Annotated in this window: 17 protein-coding genes; 9 read left to right on the plus strand and 8 right to left on the minus strand. The window is 65.8% G+C overall.

What is annotated here, in order from left to right; translation table 11 throughout:
• The first annotated feature begins 13 nt into the window (after window positions 1-13).
• Complete coding sequence (locus AUR65_RS17230; protein ID WP_084816519.1) at window positions 14-1,042, plus strand: transcription initiation factor IIB; 1,029 nt, start codon at window positions 14-16, stop codon at window positions 1,040-1,042.
• Between the two features lie 157 nt (window positions 1,043-1,199).
• Here AUR65_RS17230 and AUR65_RS17235 read toward each other — a convergent pair whose 3' ends face one another.
• Together AUR65_RS17235 and AUR65_RS17240 are read right to left on the minus strand one after the other, a co-directional pair.
• Window positions 1,200-1,637 (minus strand): hypothetical protein, encoded by a 438-nt coding sequence (locus tag AUR65_RS17235; protein WP_058568122.1) that lies wholly within the window; start codon window positions 1,635-1,637, stop codon window positions 1,200-1,202.
• Window positions 1,638-1,731: 94 nt separating this feature from the next.
• Complete coding sequence (locus AUR65_RS17240; protein ID WP_058568123.1) at window positions 1,732-2,226, minus strand: TRAM domain-containing protein; 495 nt, start codon at window positions 2,224-2,226, stop codon at window positions 1,732-1,734.
• Window positions 2,227-2,392: 166 nt separating this feature from the next.
• On the opposite strand from AUR65_RS17240, the gene AUR65_RS17245 reads away from it, so the two are divergent.
• Together AUR65_RS17245 and AUR65_RS17250 are read left to right on the plus strand one after the other, a co-directional pair.
• Window positions 2,393-2,773: a cupin domain-containing protein gene (locus AUR65_RS17245; protein ID WP_058568124.1), complete on the plus strand. Its 381-nt coding sequence runs from the start codon at window positions 2,393-2,395 to the stop codon at window positions 2,771-2,773.
• A 196-nt stretch (window positions 2,774-2,969) separates the two neighbouring features.
• On the plus strand, window positions 2,970-3,167 hold the full coding sequence (locus tag AUR65_RS17250; RefSeq protein WP_058568125.1) for a hypothetical protein: 198 nt from the start codon (window positions 2,970-2,972) through the stop codon (window positions 3,165-3,167).
• A gap of 26 nt (window positions 3,168-3,193) precedes the next feature.
• On the opposite strand, the gene AUR65_RS17255 is transcribed toward AUR65_RS17250, so the two are convergent.
• The 3 genes from AUR65_RS17255 to AUR65_RS17265 form a co-directional block, all read right to left on the minus strand.
• Complete coding sequence (locus AUR65_RS17255) at window positions 3,194-3,721, minus strand: phage tail protein (protein ID WP_058568126.1); 528 nt, start codon at window positions 3,719-3,721, stop codon at window positions 3,194-3,196.
• Entirely contained in the window at window positions 3,718-4,341 is a 624-nt protein-coding gene (locus tag AUR65_RS17260) for a phage tail protein (protein ID WP_058568127.1), read from the minus strand. The genes AUR65_RS17255 and AUR65_RS17260 overlap by 4 nt, the downstream gene beginning before the upstream one ends.
• A 199-nt stretch (window positions 4,342-4,540) precedes the next feature.
• Window positions 4,541-6,673 (minus strand): beta-glucosidase family protein, encoded by a 2,133-nt coding sequence (locus AUR65_RS17265; protein WP_058568128.1) that lies wholly within the window; start codon window positions 6,671-6,673, stop codon window positions 4,541-4,543.
• A 165-nt stretch (window positions 6,674-6,838) separates the two neighbouring features.
• Here AUR65_RS17265 and bioB point away from each other — a divergent pair, with 165 nt between their 5' ends.
• On the plus strand, window positions 6,839-7,897 hold the full coding sequence (gene bioB, locus AUR65_RS17270) for a biotin synthase BioB (protein ID WP_058568129.1): 1,059 nt from the start codon (window positions 6,839-6,841) through the stop codon (window positions 7,895-7,897).
• Between the two features lie 87 nt (window positions 7,898-7,984).
• Here bioB and AUR65_RS17280 read toward each other — a convergent pair whose 3' ends face one another.
• Window positions 7,985-8,749: an inositol monophosphatase family protein gene (locus AUR65_RS17280; protein WP_058568130.1), complete on the minus strand. Its 765-nt coding sequence runs from the start codon at window positions 8,747-8,749 to the stop codon at window positions 7,985-7,987.
• Window positions 8,750-8,863: 114 nt separating this feature from the next.
• Here AUR65_RS17280 and AUR65_RS17285 point away from each other — a divergent pair, with 114 nt between their 5' ends.
• The 5 genes from AUR65_RS17285 (at window position 8,864) to AUR65_RS17305 (ending at window position 14,082) form a co-directional block, all read left to right on the plus strand.
• Entirely contained in the window at window positions 8,864-9,541 is a 678-nt protein-coding gene (locus AUR65_RS17285) for a glycerophosphodiester phosphodiesterase (protein WP_058568131.1), read from the plus strand.
• A 131-nt stretch (window positions 9,542-9,672) separates the two neighbouring features.
• Window positions 9,673-11,151, plus strand: coding sequence for an ABC transporter substrate-binding protein (locus AUR65_RS17290; RefSeq protein ID WP_058568152.1), 1,479 nt, complete (start codon window positions 9,673-9,675; stop codon window positions 11,149-11,151).
• A 22-nt stretch (window positions 11,152-11,173) separates the two neighbouring features.
• Entirely contained in the window at window positions 11,174-12,067 is an 894-nt protein-coding gene (locus tag AUR65_RS17295; protein WP_049904871.1) for a carbohydrate ABC transporter permease, read from the plus strand.
• Between the two features lie 4 nt (window positions 12,068-12,071).
• Window positions 12,072-12,938 (plus strand): carbohydrate ABC transporter permease, encoded by an 867-nt coding sequence (locus tag AUR65_RS17300; RefSeq protein ID WP_004971572.1) that lies wholly within the window; start codon window positions 12,072-12,074, stop codon window positions 12,936-12,938.
• A gap of 10 nt (window positions 12,939-12,948) precedes the next feature.
• The gene (locus AUR65_RS17305; protein ID WP_058568132.1) at window positions 12,949-14,082 is read left to right on the plus strand and encodes an ABC transporter ATP-binding protein; all 1,134 of its coding nucleotides are present in this window, start codon (window positions 12,949-12,951) and stop codon (window positions 14,080-14,082) included.
• 29 nt (window positions 14,083-14,111) lie between these two features.
• Here AUR65_RS17305 and AUR65_RS17310 read toward each other — a convergent pair whose 3' ends face one another.
• Together AUR65_RS17310 and AUR65_RS17315 are read right to left on the minus strand one after the other, a co-directional pair.
• Window positions 14,112-14,513 carry a hypothetical protein gene (locus AUR65_RS17310; protein ID WP_058568133.1) on the minus strand — a complete coding sequence of 134 codons (402 nt, stop codon included), beginning with the start codon at window positions 14,511-14,513 and terminating at the stop codon, window positions 14,112-14,114.
• A 115-nt stretch (window positions 14,514-14,628) separates the two neighbouring features.
• Window positions 14,629-14,814, minus strand: coding sequence for a hypothetical protein (locus tag AUR65_RS17315; protein WP_004971567.1), 186 nt, complete (start codon window positions 14,812-14,814; stop codon window positions 14,629-14,631).
• Between the last annotated feature and the right edge of the window lie 607 nt (window positions 14,815-15,421).

Genomic DNA, 15,421 nt, shown 5'->3' on the forward strand with positions numbered 1-15,421 from the left:
ACGTAGGTACTCAATGGACACGAAACACGTCGACTGGCATTCGATGCGGGACGAGTCGGCACCGACGGCGGAGCCCGAGGTCCGGCAGTCCGGCGACGAGCGCGACGAAGGCGAGGCCGAGGCGTCCGACGCGGCGGTCGCGGAGCGGACCGACCTCGTCTACGACGAGCAACACGGCGAGTGGGTCGACCCCGAGACGGGCGAAATCCTCCGCGAGGACGAAATCGACCGCGGCCCGGAGTGGCGCGCGTTCGACGCCGCGGAGCGCGACCAGAAGTCCCGCGTCGGGTCGCCGACGACGACGATGATGCACGACAAGGGGCTGTCGACCAACATCGGTTGGCAGAACAAGGACGCCTACGGCAACTCCCTGTCGTCGGGACAGCGCCAGAAGATGCAACGGCTCCGCACGTGGAACGAGCGGTTCCGCACCCGCGACTCAAAGGAGCGTAATCTCAAGCAGGCGCTCGGCGAGGTCGAGCGGATGGGCTCGGCGCTCGGGCTTCCGGACACCGTCCGCGAGACCGCCTCGGTCATCTACCGCCGCGCGCTCAACGACGACCTGCTCCCGGGTCGCTCCATCGAGGGCGTCGCCACGGCCGCGATCTACGCCGCGGCCCGGCAGGCCGGCGTTCCGCGCTCGCTCGACGAGGTGCGGCGCGTCTCACGCGTCGACAAGATGGAACTCACCCGGACGTACCGCTACGTCTCCCGCGAGCTGGGACTCGACATGAAGCCGGCCGACCCCGCGCAGTACCTCCCGCGGTTCGTCTCCGAACTCGACGTGAGCGACGACGTGGAGCGCCGCGCTCGGTCGCTTCTCGACAACGCGAAGCGGCAGGGCATCCACAGCGGCAAGAGCCCGGTCGGCCTCGCGGCGGCGGCCATCTACGCCGGCGCGCTCCTCGCCGACGAGGAACTGACGCAGTCCGAGGTGAGCGAGGTGACCGACATCAGCGAAGTGACCATCAGGAACCGCTACCGCGAACTCCTCGAAGCGACGCAGAAGTCGGGCGAGAGAGCCGTCGGCACGACCGCCTAACGCGAAGTTCCGGGCGCAAAACGCAGTTTTTCTCTTCGGTCCGGTTCGTTTTCACCGAGTGCGTTCGGACTGTCCAGTCCATTCAGTCCGTTCGGTCCGCGGTCCGTTCGGACCGTTCGGTTCGACCGCGAGCGACGCGGTGACGCTCTCACACGCGTCAGCGGTTGCAGGAACACGACGAGCGAGTCGCACCGCCGCGTCCCGGGCGGACGCTGCGAACGCGGTCGGCGAGTTCGCTCGCAGTCTCGGAGACGGCTCGGCCGGCGCTCGACTCGGGGCGTCGCTCTCGGTAGTCGAAGTAGAGCGCCGTCGGCAGGAGGAGCGAGGCGTACACGCCGCTGACGGCGACGGCAATCTGTAGCGGATGGTCGGCGGGAACGACCGCCCAGCCGACCGCGATGAGCGCCCACAGCGCGATTCCCTGTCGGACGGTCGGACGCCATCGGTCCGTGCGCGCCGCCCGCGCCTGCACGTCGGGGGCGGCCGAAACGTCGGCGTCGCCGCTCGGCTCGGACGCCGAACGACCGACTCGGCGGGATTCGGTTCGCGTATCGTCACGTGGAGAAGAGGCGTGACGGAACGTTCGTTCGGACATATGGTGGTAGCGACGGCTACGGTTCCGAACCTAATGGGGCCTCGGTTGGAATATACCAACACCGACGTCGAACGCGGCGGGCGGTCTCGACGAGTCAGTTAGCGCCCGCGCCGTCCACCGGTTCCGCGAACGCGACGGTCTGTTTCACGTCGGTGACTTCGACCTCGACGCGGTCGCCGGGCTCCGTGCCGGGGACGATGATGACGAAGCCGCGTTCGACCTTCGCGATGCCGTCGCCCTGGTCGCCGAGCGTGTCGATGATGACGGCTCGGACGTCGCCCTCCGCGACGGGCGGTTGTCGCGGCTGTGAACGCGCCTCGTGGGAATCCGACGCCGAGGCCTCCGGTTCCCGCTCGCCGTCCGAACTGACGCCGCGACCGTCGGTCGTCTTCGCTGCCGTCGGTTCGGCCGACGCCTCGGTCGTCGACGCCGTGCCCGGACTGGTCAACAGCGCGACGCGGTACAGTTCCTCCGTCGAAATCGACCCGCTCTCGACGAGTTCGCTGGGAATCGACACCACGTAACGGTCGCCGTCTCGCTCGACCGAAGTCTCGAAAAGGAGCCGAAGAGAATCTGAGATATCAGTCACTTCCCCCTACTTCGCGTCAAACCAAATAAAAGGTGGTGACTCTGTCGAAACCCTTGACCGCTGGTGAATTGCTGAGGCCGTGCTGAGTACAGCGCGCGAATCTACTGGTGATGCCCTCGAGAGAGCGATTATCTCGTTGCCAGTCGTAGGTAGACGGGGTACTGGCATGGAAGCAGTTACAGTCGTTACACGAGCCCGTTTGGGAGAGTCAGGCGACACCACCGACGTTTCACGACAGGAGATATTCGAAACCGAGGACACCATCGTGGTTCAGTCGCGGGTCGCCGGCGGAATCACAACCGGATGGCATCACAACGGTGACCGCCACGTCTACGGGTACGTCGTGGCCGGCCACGCCGTTCTGGAGTACGGACCGGCTGGTCAGGAATCGGTCGAACTCGACGCGGGTGACTTCGTATACGTCCCTCCGCACACGATCAGGCGAGTGGTGAACCCGACTACTGAGGACTGGGTTATCGCCATCAGTTTCGTCGGCTCTGGGCCGCCTGCCGTATCCGTTGATGGCCCTCAGTCAGGTGTCGAATAGCAGAAGCGCTCTGCTGCATAACCCTCTATTCAACACGCGACACCCATCAGATTTTGAGGATTTCAACACAGCCAAGGTGGTGAAAATACCGCGCTCGTTTCGGCCGACACCGATCGATAGAACTGACCGAGACCCGACCTGTCTACGACCGCAGGTGCGCCCGAAAGCACATGACAACCGGACATGATTTTTAGCTATGGCACGCGACACGCTCGTTTCGTGGCAGACGTTCGCGCTGTTCGTCCTGTTTCCGCCGGCGGCGCTCGTCGCACTCGTGTTCTTTCCCGTGACGTTGCTCGTCTTCGGGTGGCTGTACTACCGCGGCAAGCACGAGGCGATGCTGGAGTCCGACGACGAGGAGACGCGTGGAGAGCCGAGTGACGCCACCCCGTGAGGCGACACATCCACGAGCCAGCCGGTTCAGTCGGCGCACTCGTCGAGGTCGGTGACGGCGTCGATTCCTTCGTGCGTCAGTTCGAGTGACTCCGTCGCCACGGCGGCCGCGTCGGCGACGAGGTGCGGCCCGGTCCACCTGACCGGCGTCGCCGCCCGACAGACCCACCCGCGGACCGGCTCGCCGGTCGCGTCGAGCAGGCAGATTCGAACGTCCTGCGGGGTGGTCTCGCCGTCGGCCCACGCACGGAACCACGCCCACAGCGACCGGTCGTCGGTGACGCCTCGGCGGAGTTCGAGCGGCGGCGAACTGATTTCTCGGCGGGACGGCGAAGGTGGGCGCGGTCGCGGACCCGGCCGCTTCCGCGTGCGGCGGCCGTAGCGGTCGCGGCGGTCGGTCTCGGACGGCGGCGGTTCGGACCGCGACTCGTCTCCGTTCGCGGACTCGACCGCCACCGAGAGCCCGCGAACCTCGGAGAACCCCAGTTTCGGGAGCGCGTCGCATCGAACCCGAAACCGATGTGCGCCGTAGGGGCGAGAGTCGGCCGCGGTCACGTCTCGTCCGACTCCTCGTCGCCGGCGCGACTCACCTTCAGTCGCGGTTCGTCGATGCCCTGCGGCAGTCCCTCGCCGACCGGGAAGTCGAGGTCCGGGAGCGACGGGGTGGAACCGCCGTCGCTCTCGGTGTCCTCGGTATCGTTCTCACTCTCGTCGTCCTCGTCGTCACCGGTTTCGACCGCGACGCGGGCGAAGCCCTCGTGGACGACGACGAGGCGCTCGACGGCGACTTCGGAGGCCATCGCGTCCAATCGGGGCGCGTCGTACTTCGAGGGCCACGCCTCGCGGAAGACCCAGCGAGCGGCGGGGTTGCCCGTCGCGTCCAGCAACACGACCGCGGCGTCCCGCCGTGCCTCGTCCATCCGGCCCTGTTCGACGAGCGTCCGCCACTCGGACAGTTCGAGCGAGCGGTCGGTCACGCCGACTTCGAGCACGAGCGGCCCGTACTCGTTCAGTCCGGGGAGTTTCCGCGGCGTCGGCGGATCCGCCCCCTCGCGGTACTCGACGACCGCCGAGGTCGCAGATGGGAGGTCACAGCGGCTGAAGCCGGCGGTCACGAGTCCTCCGATTTCGAGGATGAACCGTAGCTGTCTGTACGGGTCTGTCCGAGTGGCCATCGTCAGCGACCTCCGAGGAGAACGAGCGCCGGTGACCGGGGCGCGACCGTCTGTGTGCCAATGTCACGTGAGAACATAGCAATCGAGACTCGCGGTGGCGGTTAATGAACGTGTACCCTACGTGTGAAAACGCGCAGGCGGCGTCGAAGGGAACCAATAGCTGGGAGCGACGGCCTTGCGCGGCCCAACAGGAGACAGCCTACCGCGACACCGTCGTCTCGGCCCGAACGTCGCGGGACGAGCGACCGACCTCGACGACGTACTCACCCGCGTCGACGGTCCACCCCTCGGAGTCGTCGTATCTGCGGAACGCGTGTTCGGACAGCGAGAGTTCGACCGTCTCGGTCTCGCCGGCGGCGACTTCGACGGCCGCGTAGCCGGCGAGTTCTCGCATCGGGCGCTCGACGCCCGCGACGGCCGGCGGGCGGACGTACGCCTGCACGACTTCTCTCCCGTCGCGGTCGGACGCGTTCGTCACCTCGACTGCAACCGCGTCGTCGCCGCGCACCTCCGCGTCGCCGTACTCGAAGGTCGCATACGAGAGGCCGTGTCCGAAGGGGTAGGTCGGCTCGTCGTCCGCGTCGGCGGCGTCGAAGTGCCGGTAGCCGACGAAGACGCCCTCGTCGTACTGCGCCTCCTCGCCGACACCCGGGAATCGCTCCTCGGCGGCCGTGGGGTACGAGTCCTCGGGTGCGAACGTGACCGGGAGGCGACCCGAGGGGTCGGCGTCGCCGTAGAGGACCGACGCGAGCGCGTCGCCGTCGGCCTGTCCGGGGTACCACGACTCGACGATAGCATCGACCGAGTCGCGCCACGGCAGTTCGACCGGGCCGCCGGACTGGACGACGACGACGGTTCGGGCGGCGGCGTCGGCGACGGCGGCGACGAGTTCGTCCTGCTCGCCGGGGAGCCGGAGCGTCTCGCGGTCCGCGCCCTCCGTGGTCGCGTCCCTGACGACGACGACCGCGACGTCGGCCTCGCGGGCGCAGTCGGCCGCCGCGTCGATGTCGGGCGTCTTCCCGCCGGGGAAGTCGTCGGCGTGGTCGTCGCCGTCCGCGGGTCCGTCGTCGAAGAACGAGGGCGTGACGACGCGTTCGACGCCGGGTTCGAACGCGACCGAGCCGTCGGTTCGGGCGCGGATTCCTTCGAGCGCCGAGACCTCGCGGGCGGGAGTGACTTCGGAGGAGCCGCCGCCGCCGAGCATCGCCTCCGCGACGCCGGGGCCGACGAGCGCGACGTCGGCGTCGTCAGAGAGCGGGAGCGACCCGTCGTCGTTCTTCAGGAGGACGGTGCCGCGGGCGGCGAGCGTCTCGGCGAGGTCGCGGTGGTCGGGCGTGTCGAGCGCGCCGCCGTCGCCCCAGTCGCCGTCGAGGAGGCCGATTCGGGCCATCTGTCCGAGGATTCGCGCGACCATGTCGTCGAGGCGGTCGGCCGGGACCGCGCCGGACTCGACCGCGGATTTCAGTTCGGTCGCGAACCTGGGCGTCGTCGTCTCGCCGGCCGGGATGCTCTCGTCGTCGCCCTCCTCAAGCATCTCGGCGTCGGGGTCGAGCCCGAACGCCTCGTGGAGCGCTTCGAGCGAGATACCCGGCATTTCGAGGTCGAGGCCGGCGGTGGCCGCGCCGACGGCGCTTTCGGTGCCGAACCAGTCGGAGACGACGTAGCCGTCGAAGCCCCACTCGTCTTTCAGCACCTCGGTGACGAGTCGCCGGTGGTCGCTCATGTGGGTCCCGTTGACGCGGTTGTACGCGGTCATGACCGACCCCGCGCCCGCCTCGACGGCCGCCTCGAACCCGGGGAGGTAGAGCTCTCGGAGCGCCCGCTCGCCGACTTCGGCGCTGACGACGAGTCGCTTCGTCTCCTGGTTGTTGGCGACGTAGTGCTTCGGCGTGGCGAGGACGTCCTCGGACTGGATTCCCTCCACGACCGCGGCGGCGAAGTCGGCCGTCACGACCGGGTCCTCGGCGTAATACTCGAAGTTACGCCCGCAGTTGGGGACGCGAATGAGGTTCAGCCCGGGGCCGAGAACCGCGTGCTGGCCGCTGGCTTTGGCCTCGCGGGCCATCGCGACGCCCTGTCGCCGCGCGAGTTCGGGGTCGAACGTCGACGCCACGGCGATGGAAGCCGGAAAGGCGGTCGACGAGCGGCCGGGGATGCGAATCCCGAGCGGCCCGTCGGCGAGCCTGAACTCGGGGATGTCGAGTCGGGGGACGCCGGGCACGTAGCCCGTCGCCGTCCCCTCGGGGTCGGCCGCCCCGCGCACGAGCGAGCACTTCTCGTCGAGGGAGAGCGAGTCGACCAAGTCGGAGACGTCGGTGTCCGGGGAAGCCATAGGACTGGCTATGGGTTTCGCCAGTAGCTCGAATAGTGTTGTGATGCCAGCAGAGCAGGAACCCTCTCGGAGCGGTCAGCGCGGGGGACACGGACCGACGGACGCGACCGCACAAACTGTCGGCGGGTCAACGGGTTTTTGAACTCGTCAACCAAGAATGAAAGTATGGTTTACGAGACGGGGAATTCGACAGTCGACGACGCGGTGCGGCGAGTGCTCGACGGCGAGGAACTCGACCGAACCGACGGCGTGGCGCTCATCGCCCAACCGGTCGAGGCGCTCGCGGCGGGGGCTGATTACGTCCGCTCGGTTCGCTCCGACGGGACCGTGGACGCCTGTTCCATCGTCAACGCGAAGGCCGGCGACTGCGCCGAGGACTGCGGCTTCTGCGCGCAGTCGGCGCACTTCGACACCGGTATCGAGACGCACGGATTCCTCGGACCGGAGGCGGTGTTGGACGCCGCGCGGCGCGCCGAGCGCGACGGCGCACAGCGGTTCGGCATCGTCGTCGCCGAGAAGGGCGTCTCGAAGGAGCGCCGCCCCGACGAGTGGGCGGAGGTGCTGGAGGCGGTTCGACTCGTCCGCGACGAGACGAGCGTCGAAATCGACGCCTCGCTCGGCCTGCTCACCGAGGAGGAAGCGAGAATCCTCTCTGAGGAGGGCGTGAACCACTACAACCACAACATCGAGACCTCGCCGCGGTACTTCGACGAGGTGGTCGGAACCCACGACTTCGAGGACCGACTCGTGACGCTCCGCCGGGCCAAAGACGCGGGGATGGACCTCTGTGCCGGCGTCATCCTCGGGATGGGTGAGACACCCGCGGACCGCGTCGACGCCGCTATCGAACTCCAGAAAATCGGCGTCGAGTCGCTCCCGGTGAACGTGCTCAACCCCGTCCCCGGCACGCCGCTCGGCGACGCCGACCACGCGGATATCACGACGACGGAACTCGTCAAGACCGTCGCCGTCTACCGACTGCTCCACCCCGACGCGCGCGTCCGACTGACCGGTGGCCGGGAGGCGAATCTCGCGCCCGACGAGCAACACCTGCCGTTCGAGGCCGGCGCGGACGGCGTCCTCACCGGCGACTACCTGACGACCGACGGCCAGTCGCCGGCGGCCGACATCGAGGTCGTCGAGCGGGCGGGCCTCGAACCGAACCGCGCGGTCAACGACTTCGACGTGGACGCCGTCAAGCGCCGAGAAGCGAGAGACGGCTGAGGGGGCGGACGAACCGCCGAGCCGTCGAATCGTTGAATCGCCAAACCGCCAAACCGCCAAACCGCTGAACCGCCCGAGACGCGTCGCTCACCCGAGGGCGCTGTGTCGAGACATGAGCGAGATGACCTGCCGGTGGAGCGCCTGATTGGACGCGACGACGGTGTCGCCGGTCACGTCGTCTATCGCTTCGACGTGCGTCACCTCGCCGCCGGCCTCGCGGACGAGGAGCGGGCCGGTCCTCGTGTCCCACATATCGAGGTTCTGCTCGAAGTACACGTCGAACCGGCCGGCGGCGACGAGCGCCAACTCCGCGGCGGCCGACCCCATCCGGCGAACGCCTCGGGTCGACTCGCAGAGCGCTTCGAGATACGCGCCGTCGCCGTTCGCTCGGGCCAGCGAGTCGAAGCCGGTCACGACGAGCGCGTCCGATAGCTCCGCGGCGTTCGAGACCGAGAGTTCCCGGCCGTTGACGAACGCGCCTTCGCCCTCGATTGCGACGTACAACTGGTCCGCCGGAACGTAGTTGACGACGCCGACGTCGGGCCGCGTCGCGCCCTCGTACATGATAGAGACGGAGAAGTGCGGCACGCCGTTGTGGAAGTTGACCGTGCCGTCGAGCGGGTCGATGACCCAGCGCGGCTTCGGGCGGAACTCCGGAGAAGCCTCCTCGGAGACGACGTTGTCGTCCGGGAACGCGGCGGCTATCACGTCGATGATGCGCTCTTCGGCGGCCTCGTCCGCCGGGCGGTCGCGGGACCGCCCGCGAGACCTCGACTCGAAGCGGGCCCGTAACTCGTCGCCGGCGACCTCGGCCGCCCGAATCGCGGTCCACAGGTAACGGTCGTCAACCATACACCGGCTTGGCCGGGGCTCGTATATTGTGACTGCTATGTTGTCTCAATAGTAATCTGTTCAGTACGTTGCAATCATAGTACAGTTGATAAGTCTTCGTCGGTGACGTGTCGTATGCTCACTATCGGGCATCGAGGCTGTGCGGGCCAGTATCCAGAGAACACGATTCCCGCAATCGAGGGGTCCGCGCCCCACGTCGACCTCGTCGAGGTGGACGTGATGCGCTGTGGCACCGGGGAACTGGTGGCGTTCCACGACGACGACCTGTCGCGGCTGACGACGGCCTCGGGTCGACTCGCCGAAACCGCCGTCGACGACCTCACGACGCTTCGCATCGACGGCTCGGAGGCGACGATTCCGCGGTTCGACCGCGTAGTCGAGGCGTGGCCCGCGGGCACCGGCATGAACCTCGATACCCGCGACCCGGAACTCGTCGAAGACGCCTTAGCGGCCATCGAGGCGCTCGACGAACGGGTCATCCTCTCGTCGCCGTCGCGCGAAGCGGTCGGTATCGCGCTGGAGACGCCGACGTCGGCCGAGGTCGGCTACTCGTTCCGCGACGACGTTTCCGCGGAGTTGGCGTGGGCGACAGAACGGGGCTGTGATTTCGTCCACGTCGAACACGGCCTGTGCACCTCCACGGATCTCGTGGAGCGCGCGCACGACGCCGGTCTACTCGTCGACGCGTGGACCGTGGACGACGAGGCGACCGCGATGGCCCTCGAATCGCTCGGCGTCGACGCCCTCACGGTCGACCGATGGGACGTCGTCGCCGCGGAGTCACACTCGTGAACCCGACTCGACGCCCGAGGCCGTCGGTCGCCTTTTTATACCCCAATCAGAGCGGTACGAGCCACACCAGAGAACAACATATGTCTAATTATTTCCGATATAATAGTAAAATTTAAATTATGTGTTCGGATATGTTCCGGTACATGCCTGAAAATGGCCCTGTCGGCGAGCGAGCCGAAACGACGAACCGAGCTATCGGACGCACAACCAGTCGACGCGGATTCCTCGCGACGGCGGGGGCCGTCGGCGTCGCGGGACTCGCGGGCTGTTCCGGTGGGAGCAACTCGCCAACTGAAACCGAGGGTGGGAGCGGGAGCGCCGAACAGTCGGGAACGACGGCCGGCTCGTCCGGCGCACAAGACGTGAGCGTCTCGTTCTGGCATATCTTCGGGGGTGAACTCGGCCAGACGCTGGGAGACATGGCCAGCGAGTTCTCACAACAGCACGACGGAATCACCATCGAGGCGGTCAACAACGGCGGTTACCGACAGAACCTCAATCAGTCGCTGCAAGCGTCGCGGGCCGGCGACCCGCCGGGAATCGTCCAGATATTCGAGGTCGGGACGCGACTCGCGCTCGACAGCGGTTCGTTCACGCCGGTCGAGGAGATTCTCCCGGAAGACAAAATCGACCTCGACGACTTCCTGCCGTCGGTCTTGAACTACTACCGCATGGACGGGACGCTGAACTCGATGCCGTTCAACTCCTCGAACACCATCATGCTGTACAACAAGAGCGCGTTCGAGGCGGCCGGACTCGACCCCGAAAGCCCGCCGCGGAGCCTCGCGGAAGTCCGGCAGGCCGCACAGACCATCGTCGACCAGACCGACATGGAAAGCGGAATCAGCTGGCCGAACCACACGTGGATGCAGATCGAACAGCAGTTCGCGAAGCAGGACCAGGTGCTCGTGAACCAGGAAAACGGCCGCGCCGGTCGCCCCGACCAGACGTTCTTCAACTCCGAGGCGGGGCGTAGCGTCTACTCCTGGTGGAAGCAGATGGCCCAAGACGGGCTCTATCTCAACCCCGGTATCGAGGCGTGGGGAGAGGCGCGGCAGGCGTTTCTCACCCAGAAGGTGCCGATGCTGTGGGACTCCACGTCGAACATCGTCTCGATGCAGTCCGGGGCGAAGGAGAACGGCTTCGAACTCGGTTCCGGCTACCTTCCGACCCCCGACGGCGCGAACACCGGCGTCGTCATCGGCGGGGGGTCGCTGTGGGTTCCCGACGCCCTCGCCGACGAGAAGAAGCAGGCCGCGGGCGAGTTCATCGCCTACGTCACGCAGACCGAACAACAGGCGCGCTGGCACCGCAACAGCGGCTATTTCCCGGTTCGGCAGAGCGCCATCGACCAGCTCACGAACGACGGCTGGTTCGAGAACAACCCCAACTTCAGCACGGCGTTCGACCAGCTTCAGGACACCGAGGATACGCCCGCGACGCGCGGCGCGGTGATGGGCGTCTTCCCCAAGACCCGGTCCATCAACGAGGAGATATCGGTCAGCATCATCAACGACCAACTCGGCGTCGAGGAGGGGCTATCGCGGATGGACACGCAGGTCGGCGAGGCGCTCGCCGGCTACAACGGCAACTACGACGGGAGCGAGTAGGCTCCCCCGACACGTTATTTACATGTCTACTGCCACAAAACCGTACGATTCGACGCTTCAGGCGGCGCTGTTGTTACTCCCGACGGCGGCGGTCCTCGTCGCGTTTCTGTACTACCCCGCGCTCGAGACGTTCCGCCTCAGCCTCTACGAGACGCTGTTTCTCGGACAGCGACAGACGTGGACCGGGCTCGGGAACTTCGTCAGCCTGCTCACCTCGGACGTCTACCGGTACAGCTTCCTCATCACGGTCGCGTTCGCGGCGGTCGTCGTCTTCGGAACGCTCGGCGTCTCGCTGCTGATAGGCTACCTGATATTCTCCGTCGACGTCCGGTCGTCCGTGTATCTCGTCGCCGCGATTTGGCCGTACGCGCTCCCGCCGGCGGTCGCCGCGATTCTCCTGAACTTCATCCTGCACCCGAACCTCGGCATCTTCACCCACTACCTCGAGCTTCTGACGCCCTTTACGCTGGACTGGTTCAACGACGGCCCGCAGGCGTTTGCGATACTCGCGGTCGTCGCGGTCTGGAAGCAGCTCGGCTACAACATCATCTTCATCGTCGCCGCGCTGAACAACATCCCCGAGATACTGACTGAGAACGCCCGTATCGACGGTGTCGGTCGGTTCAGGATGCTGTACAAGGTGTACGTGCCGATGATCGCACCGACCATGACGTTCCTCGTCATCATGAACACGATATACGCGTTCTTCTCGACGTTCCCGCTCGTGGACCTGATGACGAGCGGCGGTCCCAGCGACGCCACGAACTTCCTGATATTCAAGCTCTACCGCGACGCCTTCCAGTTCAACAGCCTCGGGCTGGCGTCCGCGCAGTCCGTGATTCTGTTCGTCGTCGTGTCGATTCTGATGTACCTCCAGCTTCGGTTCGCGTCGGGGTACGGGCGGTACGGAGGATAACGAGATGGCAACAGAAACAGACACCACGAACATCGACGCGAGACGGCTCGTCCACCGACTACCCGACGACGTGCTGCTGCACGGCGGCATCGTCTTCTCGATTCTCCTGATGGCGTCGCCGCTGTTGCTCGCGGTTATCATGAGCACGCAGTCGACGACGGAGGTGTATCAGGTGACGAACCTCGGCCTCGGGTCGAAGGGGCTTTCGAACTACTCGGACGCGCTCGTGAACTACGACTTCAGCACGTACATGCTGAACTCGTTCGTGATGAGCGTCATCGTCGTCGTCGGCAAGGTCACGCTCTCGCTGTTCGCGGCGCTCGCGCTCGTCTACTACCGCTTCCCGTACGAGCGGGCGGTGTTCATGTTCATCCTGCTGACGCTGTTGTTGCCGGTGCCGGTTCGAATCGTCCCGCTGTTCCAGTTGATGGCCGACCTCGGCTGGACGAACTCTCTCCTGGCGTTGACCGGGCCGTACGTCGCGAGCGCGACGGCCGTCTTCCTCTTTCGCCAGCAGTTCATGGGAATCTCGGCCTCGCTCGTCGAGGTCGCACGCCTCGACGGCGTCGGGCCGCTCACCTTCCTGTTTAGGGTGCTCATCCCGATGTCGAGGGGGATGATAGCCGGGGTGTGCGTTATCACGTTCATCTACACGTGGAACCAGTTCCTCTGGCCGCTGGTCGTCGTGACCGACAAGAGCAGTCAGGTCGTCCAGGTCGGGATTCGGTACCTCCAGGGTTCCGCGCAGGCGGGGCTGACGCAGTGGGGGCTCATCATGGCCGGCGCGGTCCTCGCGTTGCTCCCGCCGCTCGTCGTGCTCATCGTGCTTCACCGACCGCTCCTGCGGACACTCACAATCCAACAGAAATAGCGAACTCACCATGTCAGACATCACGATTCAGAACCTGCGGAAGACGTACGACGACGTGCGCGCCGTGAAGGGTATCGACCTCGAAATCGACGACGGCGAGTTCCTCGTCGTCGTCGGCCCCTCGGGGTGCGGGAAATCGACGACGCTCCGGATGCTCGCCGGCCTCGAGTCGGTGACGGACGGCTCTATCGCCATCGGCGACCGCGTCGTCAACGAGGTACCGCCGAAGGACCGAAGCATCGCGATGGTGTTTCAGAACTACGCGCTGTACCCCCATATGACGGCGGCCGAGAACATGAAGTTCGGCATGAAGTCTGCGAGCGAGTTCTCCGGCGACGAAATCGAGCGACGCGTCGAAGAGGCCACCGAGACGCTCGACATCGCGCATCTCCGCGACCGGAAACCGAAGGAACTCTCGGGCGGGGAGCGACAGCGAGTCGCTATCGGCCGCGCGCTCGTCCGCGAACCGGACGTGTTCCTGATGGACGAGCCGCTTTCGAACCTCGACGCGAAACTGCGGGTCCAGATGCGCGCCGAGTTGCTCAAGCTCCACCGCGACCTCGAAACGACGACTGTCTACGTCACCCACGACCAGACGGAGGCGATGACGCTCGGCGACAGGGTCGCCGTGCTCGAAGACGGGAGGCTCCAGCAGGTCGCTGCGCCCCAGGAGCTGTACGACTACCCGTCGAACCAGTTCGTCGCGGGGTTCGTCGGCGAGCCCGCGATGAACTTCATCCCCGCGTCGGTCCGACAGCGAGGGGATGAACACGTCGCAACGGCACCGGGGCTTTCGCTCACACTTCCCGCCGGCTCCGGACTCGACGGCATCGACGACGACGGACTCACGCTCGGGGTCAGGCCCGAAGACGTGTCCCTCGTCTCGAACCGTGCCGGGGCGTCAGAGTCGTTCACCGCCGAGGTGACGGTCACCGAACCGCTCGGAGAGCTACTGCTTTTGCACTGTCGCCTCGGCGACGAGGAGATTCGAGTCAAGGTCGAGCCGCGGAGCCGAATTGCGGCCGGGGACATCGTCGAACTCGCCGTCGATACGGACCGACTCCACCTGTTCGATTCGGACGGCGACGCCGTGTACCACTCGTCAGTACCCGAGCAGGTGACTGAGAGCGCCCTAGCTGATTGACGAGGGCGAGGCAGGCACGGGCCCCGTCACTACCGTCCGTCGAAGGAGTCAGGCGACAGGTCCAGCCCCGTCCGCTCCTCGTCGGTGAGTTCTTCGAGGACGCTCGTCCCGGAACCCGGCTTCGAGTCCCACGACCAGTCCTCGTGGAGGCGGAGACGGCCGTCTTCCAGTCGTTCGATTCGGTCCGTCGAGTGGCCGGTCGCGGTCGTCCCGTCTTCGGTGACGTGGGAGTATCGGAAGTCGAGCGTGTCGTCGAGGCGGAGGCCGACGAGGTGGCCCAGCCTGACGGTTCCGCCGCGGTACGTCGCGTGAATCAGGTCGTCGGACTGGTCGAACCAGAAGTAGGTGTCGCCGCCGACGTCGCCACCCTCGGCGTTGGCGACCGATTTGAAGACTCGCCCGTCGAGCGACGGCGTGCGAGATTCGGGCATAACCCGTGTGCGCGGCCGAACGGTATGAGTGGTTCGCCGAAACGCGTGCAGGTGCGGGCACCCTCCCGGCCGGCCGCCCGTCACGGCTCGTCACGACTCGTCACGCCACCGTCGGTCAGTAGCTACTCCGGTCTCCCGAGCCGCCGTCAGAACCGCTTTCGACCGCGTCAGTCGCCTTCTCGATGCCTTTCTTGGCCTTCTCCTCGCTCACCTTCGTTCGCTTTCCGATCTGTTTGGCGACGTCGTCTTCGTGTCCCTCTACGAGGCCGAGCAGCCGTCGAAGCTTGCTCATCACGCCCATAGCATCGGTGGTAACGACTCCTCGGAAGAAAAGGTGGCGGCCGTCGAGCGAACACGGCGGATTTCGAGAGCGGACACCGAAAGAATAGTAAAATGTTCGATATACATATAGAAGTGTTATTTCACGAGACGATATCTCGAACCTCGATTCGTGGTTCCGAAGTACAGGGAGACAACGAAGAGAGACGAACGAGCCGTAATGACCGTTTATTCGGCGTTCACGGATTGTTCTCGGTGGCGATCCGAGCCGTGGCGGTTCGGGGCAGTGTCGACCGGTGCCGAGAGCCCGAGCCGAAAATCGGTCCGGGCGGGTTATCTGCTAGCCTTCGCCGTTTCAGCGACCGAGTAGTGGTTTCTCGGATGCCGTCGGACGCGAGTCGATAGATAACGCCTCGGTGTTCAGAAATTACTGAATTCTGATGGAATTGTTAATAAGTAAATTGTCCGATAGTGAGATTGCGCCGGGCGTAATCGAGCACGTGCAGTCACTGCGTCCGAACGCTCGCTCAGCACGGCGGCGCGTTACGAAAATATATTACAGACGTACGAGCGTAATTTGTTGATTCGCAGTAATAATCCAGCGGGGAGAGCGGCTGTAACTATCGCAG

Source organism: Haloferax marisrubri, from assembly GCF_001469875.2.
GTDB lineage: Archaea > Halobacteriota > Halobacteria > Halobacteriales > Haloferacaceae > Haloferax > Haloferax marisrubri.